A 19,185-nucleotide genomic window follows, 5' to 3' on the forward strand; every position below is an offset into this window, starting at 1 on the left:
TTCGCGAGGTTGACTATGCGAGAGCCTTGGCGTCGGCGGAATCACGCGAGTCCGTCATGGTCTCCAGCAGCGTATTCCGCGCGGCCAGGATATGCGCCCCCATGACGGAAGTCGCCCATTCGGCGTCGCGCGAGGCGATGGCGCTGACCAGATCGCGGTGATCGGCGAGACTGCGTCCGAGGTCGCGCGGCTGAAATTTCGTGTAGCTGTGGATGAGAAAACCGATATCCATCAGCCGGTCGGCCGTGTCGCGCAGCGTCTGATTACCGGATATGTCGAGTATCCGGTGGTGCAGCTGCTTGTTCAAGGTTGACAGGATCTCCACAGCGTCCCGGTCGCCCGCCCGAGCCTCCATCTCGTCGCAGATGGCGGCGAGCTCGACGACGTCCACATCGGTGCGAAGCGTCGCCGCAAGGCCGGCACCGGCGCTCTCCAATAGGGCGCGAACCGCGTAGACCTCGCTGACCTCGCGGTTCGTCCGACGGCGGACCACGGCGCCGGCATGCGGAATCATGTCGATGAACCCGTCCCCCGCGAGCTTGGCCAAAGCCGCACGGATCGGCGTTCGACTGACCCGAAAGCGCTCCGCCAGCACCTCCTCGGTCAGCCGCCCGCCATTCTCGTAGTCGCCATGGAGGATGGCCGCCCGCAACGCGGCGTAGACCCGGTCGGCACTGCGCTCGCTCGGCCCTTGCTTTTTCGATGCCATCGCTGCGCCCCTTGCGATGATGCCTGTTCTTCGCCGCATTGGATACAAAATCTGATCAGTATCGTCAAACGTGCATCCGATATTGACAGATTGGATACAATTCGGCATTCCTCGTTGGGCGCTGGGAGGCGCGGCTCCGGGTGCACGCTCGAGCAACGACAGGCGATCATCGGCGACCCGGGATGGTGCCCGGTCCTGAGAACGCGGGGAGGAGATCACATGGCCGATCCCGCCTTGAGAGCGGCTATCGCCCGCAAGGAGTTCGTCCTTGCGCCCGGCATCTACGATCTCATTTCGGCGCTCATCGCCGATCGCATGGGTTTTCCGGCTCTCTACGTCACCGGCTATGGCACGGTGGCGTCTTCGCTCGGGTTACCGGACGCCGGCATCGCGACCTATTCGGACATGATCGGACGGATCGCGCAAATGGCGCGGATGACTGAGACCCCGATTATCGCCGATGCCGATACCGGCTATGGCGGGCTACTGAATGTCCGGCACGCCGTGCGCGGCTACGAGGCAGCGGGCGTCAGCGCGATCCAGCTCGAAGATCAGGTGTTTCCGAAGAAGTGCGGCCACACGCCGACCCGGCAGGTGGTGCCGAGCGACGAGATGGTCCGCAAGATCCAGGTTGCCGTCGACAGCCGCCAGAACGACGATTTCCTGGTCATCGCCCGCACCGACGCCCGCACCGCGCATGGGCTGGACGAGGCCATCCGCCGCGCCGTCGCCTACGGCGAAGCCGGCGCGGATCTGATCTTCGCCGAGTCGCCGGAAAGCGTCGAGGAAATGGCGCGGATCGGCCGCGAGATCGAGCGACCGCTGATCGCCAACATGGTCAATGGCGGTCGGACGCCCTTGCTGCCGGCCGACGAGCTGCAGGCGCTCGGCTTTGCCGTCGCGATCCATCCGGCGGCCGGCTTTCTGTCCGCCGCCGCTGCGCTTCGGACAACCTATGCGGACCTCAAGGCGAACGGCATCAACACCAATCGCACCGAGCTCTACAGCTTCGCCGAATTCAACGAACTGATCGGCTTCGAGGACGTCTGGGCGTTCGACCGGCGTTATGGGGGTTAGCGGCATGGCGATGCCATCTGGTGGCAAGGCGCACGGTCCGGACGGACGAAGGAAGCGTCTCGTTTGAGCAGCACGGAGGAAACCGACCGCATGGGTCCGTTGGAAGGTATTCGCGTCCTGGAGATGGGTCAGCTGATCGCAGGCCCGTTCTGCGGACAATTGCTGGCCGATTTCGGCGCTGAGGTCGTCAAGATCGAGCCGCCGAAGACCGGCGACGCCATGCGGCAATGGGGCCGGACGGACGCCGACGGCCACACGCTCTGGTGGCCGGTGATCGCCCGCAACAAGAAATCCCTCACCCTGAACCTGCGCGACAAGCGAGCCCAGGACATCGTCAAGGCGCTGGTCGCCAAGACCGATATCCTGGTCGAGAATTTTCGCGCCGGCCGCATGGAGGAGTGGGGGCTGGGCTATGACGTCCTGTCCAAGATCAACCCCGGCCTGATCATGGTCCGCATCACCGGTTTCGGCCAGACCGGACCGTATAGCGACCGTGCCGGCTTCGCCTCGGTTTGCGAGGCGATGGGCGGCTTGCGCGAGATCAGCGGCTATCCGGACCGGCCGCCGGTGCGCATGGGCATTTCGCTCGGCGACACGCTGGCCGGCCAGAACGGTTTTCAGGGCGCTCTCCTGGCATTGCAGCACCGCAACAGCACGGGCGACGGGCAGATGGTGGATGCCTCCATCTACGAATCGGTGCTCTCGGTGATGGAAAGCCTGGTCTCCGAATATGACGGCGGCGGCCATATCCGCGAACGCTCCGGTAGCATCCTACCGGGTATCGCGCCGTCCAACGCCTACCCGACGAAGGACGGCGGCACGATCATCATCGGCGCCAACCAGGACAGTCTGTTCCGCCGCCTGACCGCCCTCATGGGCCAGCCGGAACTCGCCGACGACGAACGCTTTCGCGACCACCAAGCGCGCGGGCGTCATCAGGCGGAAATCGACGCCATCATCGGCGAATGGACGCAAACCAAGCCGGCGAACGAGCTGGTGGAAGAACTCGCGGCGGTGGCGGTCCCGGCCGGCCCGGCCTACCGGGCGAAGGACATGCTGGAGGATCGGCACTTTCAGGCGCGAAAATCCGTGACGCGCGTGGATGACGCGACACTCGGCCGCCCGATCGCCATGCAGAACGTGTTTCCGCGGCTGTCGGCCTCACCCGGAACGATCCGCCATACGGGCCCCGCCCTCGGCCAGGACACGACACAAGTGCTCGCGCAATGGCTCGGCTACAGCGACGACGAAATTGCTCGACTGGACGCCGACGGCGTCATTTGAGCCTTGAACACGAGCGCAGCACGGACGCGCGGCGACATCCTGGGAGGGATGCAAGTGGCAGGAAAGACAGGCGGACCCGGCTGTGCCGGAGGGAAGGCCATGAACAGGGGCGACTTGCTTCACACCGCGCATGACGGAGACGCTCAGCGATGATCGAACCTGTCATCGTGGTCGTCATCCTGCTGGCGCTCATCGCCATCGGAGCGCCAATCTTCCTGGCTTTGGGCGCGGCCGGTCTGACCGGCCTCTACATGGCACGCGGCTCGATGGCGTTCTTCTTCGGCCCGACCTCGCTGTTCGGCCAGTTGAACAGCTTCGAGTTGCTGGCGCTGCCCCTGTTCGTGCTGATGGGCAATTTCCTGGCGGCGACGCCGGTCGGCAAGAATCTCTTCCATGCGGCGGTGTTGTGGCTGCAATGGCTGCGCGGCGGGCTTGCCATCGCGACCGTGGGCGCTTCGGCCGTGTTCGGCGCTGTCAGCGGCGTCTCGATCGCCGGCGTCGCCGCGGTCGGCTCGATCGCCATTCCGCAAATGCTGGACCGCGGCTACAGCCGCTCGATCGCCGCCGGCAGCGTCGTCAGCTCCGGCGCGCTTGCGATGCTCATCCCGCCCAGCGTGCCTCTGATCATCTACGGCGCGGTCTCGAGCGTTTCGGTCGCCGACCTGTTCATCGGCGGTATCGTGCCGGGGGTCGCCCTCGCCTTGGCGATCTCGGTCTATCTCTACTTCCGCGTACTGCTCAACCCGGCGGAAGCCCCGCAAGGAGAACACGTCCATTACAGCTGGGGCGACCGGCTCCAGGCACTGGGCGGGATCTGGCACGCGGTGCTTTTGATCGCGGTCGTGCTCGGTACGATCTACTCCGGCATCGCCACACCGAGCGAAGCCGCGGCGTTCGGCGCCATCGGCGCCTTCGTCATCGCCGCCTTCATCTTCCGCTCGGTCGGCGTCAAGGGCACGATGCAGGTGCTCGGCTCCAGCGCGCGGATTTCCGGCGCCATTCTCCTGATCATGGGCTGCGCACGAATCTTCGGCGACTACCTCAACCTGGTCCGCGTCCCCGACGCGATCACTGGCCTGCTCGTCGGCACCGAGCTGCCGCCCGAGGTCATTCTCATCCTGATCATGCTGGTGCTCGTCGGTCTCGGCATGCTCGTCGACGCGGTGTCGCTCATCGTCGTCACCACGCCAATCCTGCTGCCGCTGATCCAGACGCTCGGCTACGACCCGCTGTGGTTCGGAATCATCCTGGTGATGAATCTGGAGATCGCGGTGATCACGCCGCCGGTCGGCCTCAATCTCTACACGCTGAAGGCGGTCGCCCCGATGCTGCGCATCGAGGAGATCGTTCGCAGCGTCATTCCATTCGTCGCGGTGCAGTTCGTGATGCTCGTCATCTTCGTGCTGTTCCCGTCGATCAGCCTCTGGCTGCCAAACCTGATGAAATAAACCCAAGGAGGAAAATCACATGACCATCGACAGACGCGGTTTCATGACAGCCACCGGAGCGCTGGCGCTCGGCTCGGCGCTTGGTCTTCACTCCAGCGCCGCCTACGCGGAAGCGCAAAAGCTCACCGGCGTCACCTACCTGCCGCCTTCCTATGCCGATCTGGCCTATGGCAGCCAGGGCTTCGTCGACTTCGTCAACGAGAAACATGGCGATGTCGCCGCGATCGATTTCTACGATTCCGGCCGCCTGCTGTCGGCGGACGAACAGCTCCCGGCGCTGCGCTCGGGAACCATCGACTTCATGTTCCACACCACCTCCTACATCACCCGGTCGCTGCCGATCCTCGGCATCACCGGTCTGCCGGGCGTCGTCGGTGAACTTTACCAGAATCCCGACCGGCTCAAGCGCGGCTCGCCGCTGTTCCAGCTCGTCGAGGACGAGTTGAAGAAGAACGGGCTGACGGTCCTGAGTCTCGGCGGCGGCATCATGGAGCCGGAATATATCTGGAGCACGAAGGACTCGCCGATCCGCAGCCTCGGGGACATCGAAGGCAAGAAGCTACGCGTCGTTTCCTTCGAGGCGACCAAGGCGATCGAGGACTTCAGCGGCGCGGCCGTGCGCATCCCCTCCTCCGAGCTCTATCTTGCCATGCAGCGCGGCACCGTCGACGCGGCGGTCGCCAATATCTCCACGATCAACGGCCGCAAGATCCAAGAGCAGGCCGCCCAGGTCTACAAGCTGCCGGTCACCGCCTTCGGCATCGGCATCTTCGTCCAGACCGATCGCTGGGAAGCGCTGAGCGAAGAGGTCCGCAACGCGATGATGGCCGGTGTCGAATGGTTCGACGAAAACAGCGCGCGGGTCGCCAATCAGGACTATTTCGAAGCGAAATACTGGCCGGCATTCCGCGAGGCGGGTCTTGAGGTCATCGAGCCCACCGAGGCGGAGCTCGAGCAGTTCCGCGAAGTCAGCGCGAACGTTCGCGAGGCCTGGATCGGGGAAGTCGGCGAGGAGGTCGGCAAGAAGGCGATCGATCTCGCAATGGATAAAGACGCTTAAAGGACCGAAACCATGCTCGCCGTTCCGCTGAAACTGTTCGAGGCCTTCGCCCGGTTTCTCGAAATCATCGGTCAGGGCGTCCTCGCCTTCATGGCGCTGACGATCACCTATGACGCCACGATGCGCTATCTGTTCGCGGCGCCGACCTCGTGGAGCCTGGAGATCAACTCGTTCCTTGTCGTCTACCTCGCGGTGATGACAGCGGCGGAGGTTCAGCGGCGCGGCGAGCATATCGGAATCACGCTTCTCGCCGATGGCCTGCGCCCCGGCGGGAGGTGGCCGGTGACCACCGTCGTCGGGGTGGTCGGCGCGGTGTTCTGCGCCATCATCACCTGGCGCGGCGGCCTGATGGCGTACGACGCATGGGCCTATGGGGAGCGCGTATCGAGCGCCTTCGGCACGCCGATGTGGCTTGCCTACGCCATGCTGCCGATCGGATTTGGCACGCTTGGGCTGCAGTTCCTGATCAATATCGTGCGCGGCCCCGCGGCGACATCCTCGGAGACGATGCCGCATGTCTGACAGTCTCGCTCGCAAGCTCATCGCCAACCGTCCCGTCGTCGGGCAGTTAACGCTGGCGAGCGCCCCATCCGTCGCCGCGACCGCCGTTTCCTCGTCGGGCGGCGTGATCAACTGGGTGAAGGCGCTGTCTTCCAGCGCGGACGAAAGGAGAATCGGCATGACCGGCAATTCGGAATCAGTCGAGATCGTCGAGGTCGCGCCCCGCGACGGATTCCAGTCGATCGACAAGCCGCTGCCGACCGAAGAGAAGATCGCCATCATCGAGGCTCTGCTCTCCGCCGGGGTGAAACGGATGGAACTCGGTTCCTTCGTCAGCCCGAAGGCGATTCCCCAGATGGCGGACATGGCCGACATCGCAGCGCATTTCCAAGGCCGGGATAGCGTCCGGCTGTCGGTGCTGGTGCCCAACGCCAAGGGGGCGGAGCTGGCGCTGAAAAACCGCTACAGCGAACTGGTCTTCGTGTTCTCGGTGTCCGAAGCGCACAACCAGAACAACGTCCGCCAGAGCGTCGAGCAGTCGCTGGCACAGCTACGCGCCGTAGTCGAGACGATGGACGGGGACCCGAACTTCCGTCTGCGCGTCGATCTCGCGACATCGTTCGACTGTCCGTTCACGGGCACCGTGCCGCTCGATGACGTCCGTCGTGCCTTCTCCAAAGCACTCGCGATTGCGCCCGAGGCGGAATTCGCCTTGTGCGACACGACCGGCCGGGCCGATCCGCTGACAGTCAAGGGGCGGTTCGAAGCGGTCATGGCGGATGCGCCGACAGCCACCGGCTGGGCATTCCACGGACACGACACCTTCGGCATGGGAGTCGCCAACGCGCTGTTTGCCTATCAGGCCGGCGTCCGCGTCATGGAAGGCGCCGCGGCTGGTCTCGGGGGCTGTCCGTTCGCGCCGGGCGCCACCGGCAACACCGCCACCGAGGATCTGTATTTCGCCTTCCAGCAAGGCGGCATCGACACCGGCCTCGACCTGGAAAAGCTGCTTGCCGCGGCCGACCGGATCGCCGCCCTGCCCGGCGGCAAGACCGGCGGGCATCTGCGCATCGTACCCCGGAAGCGGGCCTTCGCCTGAAGTCGGGAAGGCGCCCGTCCTTCAGGCGCGATGATAGGGATGCCCGGCGAGGATCGTCGCCGCGCGATAGAGCTGTTCGGCAACCAGAATCCGGGCGATCTGATGAGGATATGTCATCCGCCCCAGAGACAGGACGAGGTTCGCGCCGGATCGCAGGACCTCGTCATGACCGTCCGGGCCGCCGATGAGCAATGCGAGATGGCGGCGGCCGTCGTCGCGGAACGCAGCGATCGCGGCGGCGAATTCCTCCGACGAGAGCGTCTTGCCCCGCTCGTCCAGAATCAGTCGAGCCGAGCCCTCCGCGAGCGAGGACCGCAGCCGCTCAGCTTCCTCACGCTTGCGCTCGGGCGCTGTGCCGAGCCGCGATTCGGGATATTCGGAAAGCCCCTGATAGTCGAGCCCGAGCGGCACGCCAGTTTTCTTCAGACGATCGAGATAGCGGTCCGCGAGAACTCGTTCCGGACCGACCTTCATCCGGCCGATGGCCGCAATCGTCAGCCGCATCGGCCGAGCCCCTTCCCGGCCGAAGCCTTCCCCTCAGCAGTGAAGCGACGATCAATGGATCGTCGCGTCTCCGGCGTCTCCGACGGACCACATCTTCTCGATATTGTAGAAGCTGCGGACCTCCGGGCGGAAGATATGGACGATGATGTCGCCCGTATCGATCAGCACCCAGTCGCCGTTCTGAAGGCCTTCCACCTTCGCCATCCCGAAGCCGTTGGATTTGAGATCGCGAAGTAGATGATCGGCAACCGCCGTCACATGGCGATGCGATCGTCCGGAGACGATCACCATATGATCGGCCAACGCCGATTTGCCCTTCATGTCGATGGAAACGATGTCCTCGCCCTTCGAGTCTTCCAGGCTCGAAATCACGAGATCGATTGCGGTCCGGCCGACCGAAAGATCGGTGGCGGGCGCGTCAGAAGGAGAGGTCTCAAAGACATCCTTCGCTTCAGCCGCAGGTCTCAGTGTCGTTTTCCCTTTCCACGGGCATACATTCGAAGCCGAAATAGCTCCGATATCGGAGATGTAGGCAGTCTTTGGTGGCAGTTTCAAGACGTAGGGACATTCTCGCCCGCAAGCTTTGCGGAAAGCGGCAAAGCTGTCGCGAACGATTCCGCGACCTTCCGCCGCCGAACGACACGCCCCGAGGCGAGCGCAAACCATCTGGCTAAAGGCCGGAACGACATCCAATCGTGCGGAACCACACAACCTGGATGGTAATCGTAAAGAGAACGGATAGCGGAAATTTCCGTTGCAAATCCCTAATTGATGCGCCCCGCCAGACAGCGGCGATAGGCCGCCGCACCGTCATCCCGCGCCTGCTGCCGATAAAGAAGATCCGCGCCGATACTGTCCTCGCCGCGGTCGATCCGGTTCTCGTAGCTGTTGGCCCCTGTTTGACGCCCATATTGCTGGCAGAAGGCCTCCGTTCCCCTTGCATTGGGATTCGCCGAGACGCGCGCACCGGCAATCGGCGATAGGTTGGGGTAAGGCGTGCTGCCGGTGCATCCGGTTAAGCCGGTGAGAAGACCCAGGCAGACGATCGCGGCTTGCATCGCTAGCTCCGTGAGATTTTGATCCTGTCCGCTATCTGGGGCGGAACACCCTCTGCACCAAGGTCTTATCAATCAGACGTGTTGGAGCGGGTCTTCGGCATCGGGTTCGTACGGTGGCGGCGTGAAAGGATGTCCCGGAGAATCACGTCCGTTCGACAGATGTCGCAGCCACGCGCCGATGCGGTTTGACGCGCGCGCGCGATTCGGGGCAATTGCCGCCATGGTCTACGAAGAGATCGATCCCCTGGCGCCGGACGTCGCGGCGGCCCGCCTGAGGCTGCTGGGTGGCCTCGCCTTTCTCGACAGCGCCATGCGGCACGCGACGCTGGGCCGCTACGCCTATGTCGCCGCCTCGCCTTTCGCCCGTTTCACCGTCGATGCGGGCGGCGCGATGCTGGACGGACGCCGACTGGACGGTGCCCCACTGGCCGCGCTGGACGAGGTCCTGCGGCAGTATGGCACCCAGACAATCGCCGGTCTGCCGCCGTTTCAGGGCGGCGCCGTCGGCTACATCGGTTATGAGTTCGCCCATCATCTGGAGCGGTTCGCCGTCCCGCCGGATTTCGTTCCCGATGTGCCGAGCGTCCAGTTCAATCTCTACGATACGGTGCTTGCCGTCGATCTCGCCGAGGATCGCGCTTTCATCATCGCATCGGGCCATCCCGCCGACAAGTCGGAGCGCGATGACCGCGCCCACGCGCGGGTCGCGGCGTTCAAGACGACTCTGGAGGCCCCAACACCACCATCCTCGACAGTCGTCTCGTCCACACCCGCTCTCGACTGGCGCTCGAATTTTTTCGCCACCGACTATCGCGCGGCGATCGAACGGGTGCGCAACTACATCCTTGCCGGCGATATCTATCAGGCCAACATCGCCCAGACCTTCGAGGCACGATTGCCGGACGGCTTCGATCCGTTTCAGCTCTATCTCAAGCTGCGACGCACCAATGCCGCGCCCTTCGGCGCCTTTCTCGACGACTCCGATCTCGCCATCGCTTCGTCGTCGCCGGAACGGTTCCTGAAGCTCGACGGACGGACGGTCGAAACCCGGCCGATCAAGGGAACCGCAAAACGCTCCGCCGATCCGACCGAGGACCAGGCGCTCGCGGCGGCGCTGCTGGCATCCGAGAAAGACCGGGCCGAGAACGTGATGATCGTCGACCTTCTGCGCAACGACCTCTCGCGGGTCTGCGAAGTCGATTCGGTCGAAGTGCCGGTGCTTTGCGGCCTGGAAAGTTACGCGTCAGTGCATCACCTCGTCTCGGTCGTCACCGGACGTCTGCGCGACGACGTGACGGCGGGCGATCTCCTCGCCGCAACGTTTCCGGGCGGGTCGATTACAGGCGCTCCGAAAATCCGCGCGATGGGCATCATCTCCGAAACGGAGAAGACCGCGCGCGGTCCCTATTGCGGAGCGATCGGCTATCTCGGTTTCGACGGCGCGATGGATCTCAGCATCGCCATCCGCACCGTCAGCTTCGCCAATGGCAAGGCAAGCCTCGCCGCCGGCGGCGGCATCACCGTCCTGTCCGACCCGGCCGCCGAATACGAGGAGACTTTCACCAAGGCGACCCGCGTCCTCGCGGCGTTCGAGGACGATGCCTGATGATCCTCGTTATCGACAACTACGACAGCTTCGTCTTCAACGTCGCCCGCTATCTCGACCGACTGGGCGCACAGACGCGAGTCGTGCGCAACGACTCGCTGACATTGGCCGACATCGATGCTTTGGCGCCGACGTCCATCATCGTTTCACCCGGCCCCTGCACGCCGGCCGAGGCGGGAATCTCGCGCGATCTGGTTGGCGCATTTTCCGGCCGCCTTCCCATCCTTGGCGTCTGCCTGGGCCACCAGGTCATCGGCGAAGCGTTCGGCGGTATCGTAACCCGGGCGCTGAAGCCGATGCACGGGCGGGCCTCAGTGCTCCATCACCAAGGGACGGGCCTGTTCGAGGGAATGCCGAACCCGACAGCTGTAGGGCGCTACCATTCGTTGATTGTCGAGGAGACACCGGCGATGCTGGAGCATCTGCGCGTCGACGCGCGCTCGGCGGAAGGCGAGATCATGGCCCTGTCCCACCGTGCGAACCCGACCTTTGGCATCCAGTTTCACCCTGAATCGGTGCTGAGCGAACAGGGCGAACTGATCTTCAAGAACTTCCTGACCCTCGCTGAGGCTTGGCATGACCGACATCTGGCTTAACGGCGCCTTCGCCCCGTGCGACGGCGCGATCGCCGCGAACGACCGGGGGCTGCTTCTCGCAGACGGCGTCTTCGACACCGCGCTGGTTCTCGGAGGGCGGGTGTTTCGCATGGAGGAGCATCTCGACCGCCTCGCCGCCGCTGCCGGACGTCTGGAAATCCCGGCAGCCCGAAATGACCTGCACGCCGCCATGTCCGCGCTGGCGGAACGACAAGTCAACGGCTCGATCCGGCTCACCGTCACCCGTGGGCCTGGCCCCCGCGGCATTGCCCTCCCCCCGGACCCGCGTCCGACTATTTTCGGCGCGTCCGCACCGCTGACGCCAAGCGCGATGTTCTCGGCAATTCGGCTGGATGTGTCCGCGATCCGGCGCAATGAAACCTCGCCCACAACGCGGGTGAAATCGCTCGCCTATCTCGATGCGGTCCTCGCCAATCACGCGGCCCGGCAGGCCGGCGCCGACGAGGCTTTGTTTCTCAACACCAAGGATCGCGTCGCGTGCTCGACGCTCGCCAACGTCTTCGTGCTCAAGGACGGGGAACTGTCGACCCCGCCGCTGGCCGACGGCGTCCTCGACGGCATTACCCGCCGCTGGGTGCTGGCCCATGCCGGAGAATTCGGCTTTACCGTTCGCGAACGTTCGCTCGCGCTTGCGGATCTCGCCGGCGCGACGGTGTTTCTGACCAACAGCCTGCGGCTGATCTCGCCCGCGACCCTCGACCCGTCGACCATCGGACGGCCGGGCTGTCCCCTCACGACCTTGATGACAGGGCTATGCGGGGCGATCGCCGGCGAATGCGGCGTCGATCCGCGCGCGCTAGGCGCAGCCGTCGTGCCGCAATAACGGAGACGGCATCCGCCTCGGTCGCATGGTTTAGCCACGCCGGCTGCCCGCCGCGACGAGCCAAGCGGGATTGAACCAAGTGTCGGCCGAGCCGTCATAGGGCAGCGTATTGATGTCCCAATGCCGGACGTAAGGCGCGTAGACATCCCAGACCGCCGGACCTCCCCCCACATAAACGACGCGGTTGGGAAATCGGGAGAGCACTTCTTCCGGATCGTCGGACGAGCGAATTTCGACGATAACCCGATCGTTCCTGGCAAAGCTGGGAAAGGAGGCGACCGTCTTCGGCCCGGCGATCAGCACATGGCCGCGAGTGATCTCGAAAAAGCGCTCGACGTCCTCGGTGAAGACCCGCTCCGGCCGCCCCTCCCACGGCAGTTGGCCGCCGAGGCCGAGTTGTCCGCTCCGACCGATCGCGCAGATGACCCGCACATCCGCCATAAGCCCATTCCTCCCGTGTCCACATTTTCGGTTGAAACCGCCGCCGCGCGCGACCTGGCAAGCCTCGGGCGACAAGGGCCAGCCGTGCTGCATCGATAGGGAACCCTTACGATTCCAGTTTCGTTCATAAACTAGTTAAAAGATGGATGGCCGGCTATCGGCCAATAAGCCGGTATGGATACGAATATAACAGTCCGTCTTGATTGGGAACCGAGAACGGGTGTCGACCAGTCACTGGCCATCCTGCCCGCGCTTCTCTCGATCGCGAAATCGACACGCGCCTTCCAGGCGCTGCTGCTGGCCGAGATCGGTCTTCATCCCGGCCAGGATCAACTGCTGGACAGCCTCGACCCTAGCAATCCATCGAGCGTGTCGATGCTCGCCGACCAATTGTCGGTCCGCCCCTCGACGGTGTCGAAGATGCTCGACAGGCTGATCGCAAGAGGTCTGGTTGCGCGCACGCCCAACAGCCGAGACGCCCGACAGACCATGGTTCAGCTGACAACGGCGGGCGAAGAGGCGCAAGTCGCCATTCGCGAGATCTGGCAACGGCTCGAAGCCGATCTGACGAGTTCCATCCCGTCCGGCGATCTCGTCGCGCTCGACCGGTCGCTGACGCATGTCGGCGAAATTCTCGCCCAGAAATTGCGTCGACTTCGCTAACTCACAGGCCGCGATGGCGCGATCGTCAGGCGCCTTGAGAAAAACGGGCGCCTGGAGCGCCCGTTTACAGGACTGGTCTGGATATCGCGATCAGCCCATGGCCTTGAAGTTGAATTCGGCGCCGTCCTTGATGCCCGACGGCCAGCGCTGGGTCACCGTCTTGGTCCGCGTGTAGAAGCGGAAGGCGTCGGGGCCATGCTGGTTGAGGTCGCCGAAGCCCGATGCCTTCCAGCCGCCGAAGGTGTAATAGGCGAGCGGTACCGGGATCGGCACGTTGACACCGACCATGCCGATATTGATGCGGCTGGCGAAATCGCGCGCCGCGTCGCCGTCGCGGGTGTAGATCGCGACGCCGTTGCCGTATTCGTGCTCCATCGGCAGCGATAGTGCTTCCTCATAGTTCTTGGCGCGCACCACCGACAGGACGGGGCCGAAGATCTCGGTCTTGTAGATGTCCATGTCGCGGGTCACGTCGTCGAACAGGCAGGCCCCGACGAAGAAGCCGTCCTCATAGCCCTGCATCTTGAAGCCGCGACCGTCGACGACGAGCTTGGCGCCTTCCTCGACGCCCCTGTCGATGAGACCCAACACGCGCTTTTTCGCCTCGCCGGTGACCAGCGGACCCATGTCGACGTCGTCGCCGGCCGTATAGGGCGCGATCTTCAGCGCCTCGACCCTCGGGATCAGCTTCTCGACCAGCCGGTCCGCGGTCTCCTTGCCGACGGGTACGGCCACCGAGACCGCCATGCAGCGCTCTCCAGCCGCGCCGTAGCCAGCACCGATCAGCGCGTCCGCCGCCTTGTCGATGTCGGCGTCCGGCATGATGATCATGTGGTTCTTGGCACCGCCGAAGCACTGGACGCGCTTGCCGTTGGCGCAGCCGCGCGAATAAATATACTGGGCGATCGGGGTCGAGCCGACAAAGCCGATGGCCTGGATGTCGGGGTCGTCGAGGATCGCGTCGACAGCGCCCTTGTCGCCGTTGACAACGTTGAGAACGCCCTCCGGCAGCCCGGCCTCTACCATCAATTCGGCCAGCATGATCGGCACCGACGGATCGCGCTCGGACGGCTTGAGGATGAAGGCGTTGCCACAGGCGATCGCCGGGGCGAACTTCCACATCGGGATCATCGCCGGAAAATTGAACGGCGTGATTCCGGCGACGACGCCGAGCGGCTGGCGTATCGAATAGATGTCGATGCCGGGGCCGGCACCCTCGGTGAATTCGCCTTTCAAGAGATGCGGCGCGCCGATGCAGAACTCCACGACCTCGAGCCCGCGCTGCACGTCGCCCTTGGCGTCCGGAAAGGTCTTGCCGTGTTCGCGCGACAGCGCCTCGGCAAGCTTGTCCATATCGCGATTGAGCAGATCGACGAATTTCATCATCACCCGGGCGCGACGCTGCGGATTGGTCGCCGCCCAGGCCGGCTGGGCCGCCTTGGCGTTCTCGACGGCGGCGCGAAGCTCCTCCGCGCTCGCCAGCGCGACCTTGGCCTGGACCTCGCCGGTCGCCGGATTGAAGACGTCGGCGGTGCGTCCGCTGGTGCCGGCGACGCGCTTGCCGCCGATGTAATGACCGATCTGTTCCATCTGGTTCCTCCTCGGGATTTTGCCTTGCCGTCTATCTCGCGCGGCGCGGGCGAAAAGCCAATCCTTCGCATCGCGCATCCGTTGTGCGAAAAGTGACGTCCACCAGGCCGGAGCGGAGCGAATGGGCATGAATTGGGACGACGTCCGTCTGTTCCTCGCGGTGGCGCGGGCCGGGCAGATCCTGGCGGCGGCACGGCGGCTGGAGCTCAATCACGCGACCGTCGGGCGACGGCTGACGACGCTGGAGACGGCCTTCGGCGCCCGGCTGCTCATCCGCCGGCCGAACGGCTGCGAACTCACCGAAACCGGTCGGGCGTTTCTGGAACAGGCCGAGCGCATGGAAGAGGCGATGCTGACCGCCCGCGCCGCGGTCGGGAGCACCGACATCGCGCTGTCCGGCACCGTGCGCGTCGGCGCGCCGGACGGCTTCGGCACCGCCTTCCTCGCCCCCCGGCTCTGGCGGTTGACCGAGCGTCATCCGAACCTCACCGTGCAGCTCGTCCCGGTGCCGCGCGCCTTTTCGATGTCGCGCCGCGAGGCCGACATCGCGATCACCATCGAACGGCCGGAGGCGGGGCGTCTGGTCGCCGCCAAGCTCACCGACTATGCGCTCGGGCTTTACGCTGCCCCGGCCTATCTGGAAGAACAGGGTCAGCCGAGCACGCTCGCAGACCTTTCCCGCCATCGTCTCGTCGGCGCTGTCGAGGATCTGCTCTACAGTCCCAAATTAGCCTATTACAGCGACATCACCGCCGAGTGGCCGTCGCGTTTCGAGGTGTCGAGCGCGCTGGGTCAGACCGAGGCGGTAGCGGCCGGCGCCGGCATCGGCATCCTGCACGGCTTCATGGCCGCGGGGCGCGCGGAGCTCGCCCGCGTGCTGCCGGACCAGACGATCCAGCGGACCTACTGGCTGGTCTATCACGAGAGCGTCCGCGACGTGCGCCGCATTGCCGCCGTCGCCGATTTCATCCGCGAGATCGTAGCGACGGACCGCGCATCCTTCACCTGACGGGGCCGGCCCGCCTCGGCAGTCACGAGGATGCCGGCGGATGAGGACAATCGCGGCCGGCGACGGCCCACACCCTCCGCTATCGGCTGAGCCGATCGCCGCACCACATCGTTGCATGCGCATCGGATGACCGCTGTCGAGAAACCGGTAGAAAAGACATCATCATGGTGCCGCTCGTCGCTCCGCCTGCTATGTGAGGGGTCGAAGAGAATAGACCCACAGGACCCCATGCAGCATCCGGACGACGCGACGCGGCCGATCGCCATCGAGCGGGAGCGGCCGCTCACTACGCAAATTCTCAAGGCGGGGCGCAATTGCCGCGATGTCACGCTGACCCGACGCGCCGCGCTCCTGGTCGACAGCAGCGCGTATTTTCCACGTCTCGCGGAATGTCTGCGCATGGCGCGCCGGTCGATCTTCATCGTCGGCTGGGATTTCGACGGACACATTCACCTGCAACGGGATGCGGCAGGAAACGGGCACGATACGCTTGGGGCCCTATTGCACGCGCTGGTGGAAGCCAACCCGGCGCTGGAAGTCCGTGTTCTCGTCTGGAGCGTGGCGCTGGCGCACGCGCCGGGCAGCTCGAAAGACCTGATTTTCGGCGCCGATTGGCAGAACCATCCCCGCATCTCGGTGCGCCTCGACACCGATCACCCGCTCTATGCGGCGCATCATCAAAAAATCGTCAGCATCGATGACAGTGTCGCGTTCGTCGGCGGAATCGATCTGACCGTGCAACGCTGGGACAGCCCGGGTCATCTGACGGACGACCCGGCCCGGCAGGACGGCGATGGCCACTACCACAGGCCGGTTCACGACATGCAGATGATCGTTGATTCGCGGGCAGCGGCGGAGGTCGCCGGCATCGCCCGGCTTCGCTGGTGCAGAGCGACCGGAGAGGAGCTTCCCGAGCTGAATGTGCAGACCGACATCTGGCCGTCCGATGTCGTCCCGGACTTCGAAAATGCTCCCATGGGCGTCGCCTGCACGCTCCCCGGATGGAACGGCCACATGCCGGTATCGGAAGTGGCGGCACTGACCGCGGACGCACTGTCGGCCGCCCGACAAGGCATCTATATCGAAACGCAGTATCTCGCGGCGCCGATGGTCGCGGATATCCTTGCCCAGGCGCTGGCGCGCTCCGACGGACCCGAAGTCGTGATCTTGACGACGCGAACCCTTAATGGGCTCTTCGAACAGATCGCCATGGGCCTGAACCGCGACCGGCTTATTCGCCGCCTGCGCAAGGCCGACCGGTTCGGTCGGTTGCGAGCCTATTACCCCGTATCGGACGGCAGCCGCGCGGATGCCGAGATTCTGATCCACGCCAAGCTGATCGTCGTCGACGATCGTTTTCTCCGGGTCGGCTCTTCCAATCTCAATAACCGTTCGCTGGGACTCGACACGGAATGCGATCTGGGCGTCGAGGCAACCGATGCGAAGACCCGGCAAGCGATCGAACGGCTGCGAAACCAGCTTCTGGCCGAACATCTTGCGATCGATCCGTCGCGGGTCGCCGAAACCATCGCGACGGAGGGCTCGCTCGTGCGGGCGATCGACAAGCTGAATGGCGCCGGACGGCTTCGCGCCTTTGCCGCAATGTCGGACCGCGGTCCGTCGCGGAGGATCCCACTTACTACTTTGCTTGACCCGAAACGGCCCTTCAACCTGTCAAGCTGGCTGTCGCGCAAACGGTAGTCACCGCTCCGCCGACACATCTTTTGACGCCTTGCTCCGCCAGACCAGTTCGGTCACAGCGAACACGATGCTGCCGATGACGAGCGGGGCGAGGAAATAAACAAAGCGGAAGACCAGGAGCGCGCCGATCACGTTGACCTGCGGCAGGAGATAGACGATCACGGCCTCGATAATACCGAGGCCGCCGGGTACATGAGTGACGAGGACGCCCATATTGGCTAGAATGAACGCCGTCACCGCGGTCAGATAGGGAATCTCGGTCACCGCGCTGAGCGCCTGATGAAGGCATCCCGCCACCAGAGCGAAATTGAGACTGCCGACAGCGACCTGGGCCAGCGCGAGGCGGGGATCGGGCATCTCCAGCGTCCATTTGCGGATGCGCAGACGGCCTTTGACGAAGGTCGCGGCAATGAGGTAGAGCGCCGTCGCCGCCAGCGAACCGAGGCCCAGAGCCAGGACGAGCGACTGCGGAATGCCGATCAGTTCGGCCGCCAACGCCGGGCGCAAGAGGATCGAGACGCCGCCGAGAGTCGCCAAGCCGACGCCGACCGTCATTCCGGAAAACAGAATGACCTTCGACACATCACCGATCGAAAGGCCCCATCGCGAGTAGAAGCGATAGCGGATCGCGCCGCTGCTGAGACCGGCGAACCCGATGCTGTGGCCCAAGGACAGAGAGACGAAGGAAGCAAGAGCGACGCGCGGGTAAGCCAGGCGCTTGCCGACATAGCGAACGGCGAGCGCGTCGAAGCCGGTGAGACAGACATAGCTCGCCGCGGCGAAAAGCCCGGCGCTCGCCAATCGGCCGAGCGGGAAAGACGTGACGGACTGAACGAGTTCGTCGAAGCTGTAGCGGCCCAGCGTGCGGTAGAGCAGCCAGCCGGCCAACGCCAGTCCGGCGAGCACCGTCGCCCGCACCAGCCACTTGCGCCAAGCCGTTCCGACGCCGCTTGCTCCCTCGCGCTCCAGGGCTCGCTTCCGTTCTTCGTCGACGGTCTCAGTCATCGGCAGCGCACCGTCTTCGTCGGCTGAATGTCTTCTTGGGGCAGCGGTGTCAGTTCGAGTTCGAGCAAAAGAGGTAGATGATCCGAGGCGACCCGAGTCAGCGGCGTGCGTATGCTTGTTACGGACCGAACGGTGACAGCGCCGCGCAGGAAGGCGTGGTCGATACGTAGCAGCGGCATCCGGCTCGGATAGGTCGCCCCCGGATCGGAATTCCCGGCCAATCGGGCTGCTTCCGACAGATGCTGCGCCAGTCGCCTATAGGCCCGCGACCGGGGTACGGCGTTGAAATCGCCGACCAGCACCACCGGGTTGCGACATTCGGGATGCCCGAGCCACTCAGCGCCGAGCACTGTCTCGGCCTGACGCAGACGTTCATTGCGATTGAGACCGAAATGCGTGTTGATTACCTGCAGTGCCGTCCCACCTGTCTCAACCGAGATCCATAACGCACCCCGCGGCTCCAGTTTGGGCCGTGCCGAGAGCCCGGGCAGCGGCCCGGCCCCCATCAGCCGGGACGGACGCCGCGTGAGGATCGCATCACCGTACTGCTCTTCCTGGATTGTCAGCGCGGCATGAAAATGCGGCATCATGCCAAGATGTCGCGCGATGTCCTGCGCCTGGTCGGCGGCGCCCGTCCGCATCCGGCCGACGTCGACTTCCTGAAGCGCGACAATATCAGCATCGCAGCTGTCAATGACCTCCGCTATGCGTTCCGGCGACAGTTGCCGATCCGTCCCGATACACCGGTGGATATTGTAGGACAGGAGGCGGATCATGAATGGCGCGACCACCCGGCATCAAGGCTCTCGTCCAATGTCAACTCACCCGTCCGGCTCACACGCGCCCCGACCGCGATCAAACGACTGGCCGAAGGAACGGCCTAGACGCTGCCACATATGGTCCCGACTCCTCCCGAAAAGGGGGGGCCTATCTGCCAATAGGAGAATTGGCGCGCTATCGGGTGCGACCGCGTGCATATTTCACGCGTCG

At 64.6% G+C, this 19,185-nt stretch carries 21 protein-coding genes; 13 read left to right on the plus strand and 8 right to left on the minus strand.

All coding sequences use genetic code 11. The annotated features are described in order from the left end of the window. Window positions 1-13 precede the first annotated feature (13 nt). Window positions 14-709: a GntR family transcriptional regulator gene (locus ING15_RS09560; RefSeq protein ID WP_206454561.1), complete on the minus strand. Its 696-nt coding sequence runs from the start codon at window positions 707-709 to the stop codon at window positions 14-16. A gap of 219 nt (window positions 710-928) precedes the next feature. Between ING15_RS09560 and ING15_RS09565 the strand changes: the two genes are divergently transcribed. The 6 genes from ING15_RS09565 (at window position 929) to ING15_RS09590 (ending at window position 7,178) form a co-directional block, all read left to right on the plus strand. Next, window positions 929-1,786 (plus strand): isocitrate lyase/PEP mutase family protein, encoded by an 858-nt coding sequence (locus ING15_RS09565; protein WP_206454562.1) that lies wholly within the window; start codon window positions 929-931, stop codon window positions 1,784-1,786. A 63-nt stretch (window positions 1,787-1,849) separates the two neighbouring features. Next, window positions 1,850-3,070 (plus strand): CaiB/BaiF CoA transferase family protein, encoded by a 1,221-nt coding sequence (locus ING15_RS09570; RefSeq protein ID WP_232845669.1) that lies wholly within the window; start codon window positions 1,850-1,852, stop codon window positions 3,068-3,070. Between the two features lie 149 nt (window positions 3,071-3,219). Next, window positions 3,220-4,518 (plus strand): TRAP transporter large permease, encoded by a 1,299-nt coding sequence (locus ING15_RS09575; RefSeq protein WP_206454563.1) that lies wholly within the window; start codon window positions 3,220-3,222, stop codon window positions 4,516-4,518. 19 nt (window positions 4,519-4,537) lie between these two features. Beyond that, entirely contained in the window at window positions 4,538-5,578 is a 1,041-nt protein-coding gene (locus ING15_RS09580) for a TRAP transporter substrate-binding protein (RefSeq protein WP_206454564.1), read from the plus strand. Window positions 5,579-5,590: 12 nt separating this feature from the next. Beyond that, complete coding sequence (locus ING15_RS09585; RefSeq protein ID WP_206454565.1) at window positions 5,591-6,100, plus strand: TRAP transporter small permease; 510 nt, start codon at window positions 5,591-5,593, stop codon at window positions 6,098-6,100. Then, window positions 6,093-7,178 carry a hydroxymethylglutaryl-CoA lyase gene (locus ING15_RS09590; protein ID WP_232845670.1) on the plus strand — a complete coding sequence of 362 codons (1,086 nt, stop codon included), beginning with the start codon at window positions 6,093-6,095 and terminating at the stop codon, window positions 7,176-7,178. Before ING15_RS09585 ends, ING15_RS09590 begins: the two co-directional genes overlap by 8 nt. 21 nt (window positions 7,179-7,199) lie before the next feature. Here the strand turns inward: ING15_RS09590 and rlmH are convergent, their stop codons facing one another. The 3 genes from rlmH to ING15_RS09605 form a co-directional block, all read right to left on the minus strand. Continuing rightward, on the minus strand, window positions 7,200-7,682 hold the full coding sequence (rlmH, locus tag ING15_RS09595) for a 23S rRNA (pseudouridine(1915)-N(3))-methyltransferase RlmH (protein ID WP_206454566.1): 483 nt from the start codon (window positions 7,680-7,682) through the stop codon (window positions 7,200-7,202). Window positions 7,683-7,733: 51 nt separating this feature from the next. Further along, entirely contained in the window at window positions 7,734-8,192 is a 459-nt protein-coding gene (rsfS, locus tag ING15_RS09600; RefSeq protein WP_408628687.1) for a ribosome silencing factor, read from the minus strand. A gap of 254 nt (window positions 8,193-8,446) precedes the next feature. Continuing rightward, window positions 8,447-8,740, minus strand: a complete 294-nt coding sequence (locus ING15_RS09605; protein WP_206454567.1) for a hypothetical protein — start codon at window positions 8,738-8,740, stop codon at window positions 8,447-8,449. A 220-nt stretch (window positions 8,741-8,960) separates the two neighbouring features. On the opposite strand from ING15_RS09605, the gene pabB reads away from it, so the two are divergent. The 3 genes from pabB to ING15_RS09620 are packed head-to-tail and all read left to right on the plus strand — an operon-like array spanning window position 8,961 to window position 11,786. Further along, window positions 8,961-10,346 carry an aminodeoxychorismate synthase component I gene (gene pabB / locus ING15_RS09610; RefSeq protein WP_206454568.1) on the plus strand — a complete coding sequence of 462 codons (1,386 nt, stop codon included), beginning with the start codon at window positions 8,961-8,963 and terminating at the stop codon, window positions 10,344-10,346. Further along, a complete protein-coding gene (locus ING15_RS09615) occupies window positions 10,346-10,942 on the plus strand; it encodes an anthranilate synthase component II (RefSeq protein ID WP_206454569.1) in 597 nt (198 codons plus the stop codon). Before pabB ends, ING15_RS09615 begins: the two co-directional genes overlap by 1 nt. Further along, window positions 10,923-11,786 carry an aminotransferase class IV gene (locus ING15_RS09620; protein WP_206454570.1) on the plus strand — a complete coding sequence of 288 codons (864 nt, stop codon included), beginning with the start codon at window positions 10,923-10,925 and terminating at the stop codon, window positions 11,784-11,786. The genes ING15_RS09615 and ING15_RS09620 overlap by 20 nt, the downstream gene beginning before the upstream one ends. Window positions 11,787-11,816: 30 nt before the next feature. Here the strand turns inward: ING15_RS09620 and ING15_RS09625 are convergent, their stop codons facing one another. After that, entirely contained in the window at window positions 11,817-12,227 is a 411-nt protein-coding gene (locus ING15_RS09625) for a dihydrofolate reductase (protein ID WP_206454571.1), read from the minus strand. A 174-nt stretch (window positions 12,228-12,401) separates the two neighbouring features. Here ING15_RS09625 and ING15_RS09630 point away from each other — a divergent pair, with 174 nt between their 5' ends. Continuing rightward, entirely contained in the window at window positions 12,402-12,890 is a 489-nt protein-coding gene (locus tag ING15_RS09630) for a MarR family winged helix-turn-helix transcriptional regulator (protein WP_206454572.1), read from the plus strand. A 90-nt stretch (window positions 12,891-12,980) separates the two neighbouring features. On the opposite strand, the gene ING15_RS09635 is transcribed toward ING15_RS09630, so the two are convergent. Next, window positions 12,981-14,480: a CoA-acylating methylmalonate-semialdehyde dehydrogenase gene (locus ING15_RS09635; RefSeq protein ID WP_206454573.1), complete on the minus strand. Its 1,500-nt coding sequence runs from the start codon at window positions 14,478-14,480 to the stop codon at window positions 12,981-12,983. A gap of 127 nt (window positions 14,481-14,607) precedes the next feature. Between ING15_RS09635 and ING15_RS09640 the strand changes: the two genes are divergently transcribed. Together ING15_RS09640 and ING15_RS09645 are read left to right on the plus strand one after the other, a co-directional pair. After that, the gene (locus tag ING15_RS09640; protein WP_206454574.1) at window positions 14,608-15,489 is read left to right on the plus strand and encodes a LysR family transcriptional regulator; all 882 of its coding nucleotides are present in this window, start codon (window positions 14,608-14,610) and stop codon (window positions 15,487-15,489) included. A 228-nt stretch (window positions 15,490-15,717) separates the two neighbouring features. Continuing rightward, window positions 15,718-17,190: a phospholipase D-like domain-containing protein gene (locus tag ING15_RS09645; RefSeq protein ID WP_206454575.1), complete on the plus strand. Its 1,473-nt coding sequence runs from the start codon at window positions 15,718-15,720 to the stop codon at window positions 17,188-17,190. On the opposite strand, the gene ING15_RS09650 is transcribed toward ING15_RS09645, so the two are convergent. Then, entirely contained in the window at window positions 17,191-18,195 is a 1,005-nt protein-coding gene (locus ING15_RS09650; protein ID WP_206454576.1) for a lysylphosphatidylglycerol synthase domain-containing protein, read from the minus strand. Then, a complete protein-coding gene (locus ING15_RS09655) occupies window positions 18,192-18,902 on the minus strand; it encodes an endonuclease/exonuclease/phosphatase family protein (protein WP_332873807.1) in 711 nt (236 codons plus the stop codon). Before ING15_RS09655 ends, ING15_RS09650 begins: the two co-directional genes overlap by 4 nt. Between ING15_RS09655 and ING15_RS19850 the strand changes: the two genes are divergently transcribed. Continuing rightward, entirely contained in the window at window positions 18,792-19,079 is a 288-nt protein-coding gene (locus tag ING15_RS19850) for a hypothetical protein (RefSeq protein ID WP_332873808.1), read from the plus strand. The genes ING15_RS09655 and ING15_RS19850 overlap by 111 nt on opposite strands. The last annotated feature ends 106 nt before the right edge of the window (window positions 19,080-19,185 follow it).

Origin of the sequence: Aurantimonas marina (genome assembly GCF_017183135.1) — a bacterium.
In the GTDB taxonomy this organism is placed as follows: domain Bacteria; phylum Pseudomonadota; class Alphaproteobacteria; order Rhizobiales; family Rhizobiaceae; genus Aurantimonas; species Aurantimonas marina.

Excerpts from the sequence above, each read along its gene's own strand:
- ING15_RS09645 (WP_206454575.1), top strand. The coding sequence starts at position 15,718 with ATGCAGCATCCGGACGACGCGACGCGGCCGATCGCCATCGAGCGGGAG.
- ING15_RS19850 (WP_332873808.1), top strand. The coding sequence starts at position 18,792 with ATGTCGCGCGATGTCCTGCGCCTGGTCGGCGGCGCCCGTCCGCATCCG.
- ING15_RS09650 (WP_206454576.1), bottom strand. The coding sequence starts at position 18,195 with ATGACTGAGACCGTCGACGAAGAACGGAAGCGAGCCCTGGAGCGCGAG.
- ING15_RS09630 (WP_206454572.1), top strand. The coding sequence starts at position 12,402 with ATGGATACGAATATAACAGTCCGTCTTGATTGGGAACCGAGAACGGGT.
- pabB (WP_206454568.1), top strand. The coding sequence starts at position 8,961 with ATGGTCTACGAAGAGATCGATCCCCTGGCGCCGGACGTCGCGGCGGCC.
- ING15_RS09615 (WP_206454569.1), top strand. The coding sequence starts at position 10,346 with ATGATCCTCGTTATCGACAACTACGACAGCTTCGTCTTCAACGTCGCC.
- ING15_RS09575 (WP_206454563.1), top strand. The coding sequence starts at position 3,220 with ATGATCGAACCTGTCATCGTGGTCGTCATCCTGCTGGCGCTCATCGCC.
- rlmH (WP_206454566.1), bottom strand. The coding sequence starts at position 7,682 with ATGCGGCTGACGATTGCGGCCATCGGCCGGATGAAGGTCGGTCCGGAA.
- ING15_RS09620 (WP_206454570.1), top strand. The coding sequence starts at position 10,923 with ATGACCGACATCTGGCTTAACGGCGCCTTCGCCCCGTGCGACGGCGCG.
- ING15_RS09625 (WP_206454571.1), bottom strand. The coding sequence starts at position 12,227 with ATGGCGGATGTGCGGGTCATCTGCGCGATCGGTCGGAGCGGACAACTC.
- ING15_RS09635 (WP_206454573.1), bottom strand. The coding sequence starts at position 14,480 with ATGGAACAGATCGGTCATTACATCGGCGGCAAGCGCGTCGCCGGCACC.
- ING15_RS09590 (WP_232845670.1), top strand. The coding sequence starts at position 6,093 with ATGTCTGACAGTCTCGCTCGCAAGCTCATCGCCAACCGTCCCGTCGTC.
- ING15_RS09580 (WP_206454564.1), top strand. The coding sequence starts at position 4,538 with ATGACCATCGACAGACGCGGTTTCATGACAGCCACCGGAGCGCTGGCG.
- ING15_RS09560 (WP_206454561.1), bottom strand. The coding sequence starts at position 709 with ATGGCATCGAAAAAGCAAGGGCCGAGCGAGCGCAGTGCCGACCGGGTC.
- ING15_RS09640 (WP_206454574.1), top strand. The coding sequence starts at position 14,608 with ATGAATTGGGACGACGTCCGTCTGTTCCTCGCGGTGGCGCGGGCCGGG.
- ING15_RS09565 (WP_206454562.1), top strand. The coding sequence starts at position 929 with ATGGCCGATCCCGCCTTGAGAGCGGCTATCGCCCGCAAGGAGTTCGTC.
- ING15_RS09585 (WP_206454565.1), top strand. The coding sequence starts at position 5,591 with ATGCTCGCCGTTCCGCTGAAACTGTTCGAGGCCTTCGCCCGGTTTCTC.
- ING15_RS09605 (WP_206454567.1), bottom strand. The coding sequence starts at position 8,740 with ATGCAAGCCGCGATCGTCTGCCTGGGTCTTCTCACCGGCTTAACCGGA.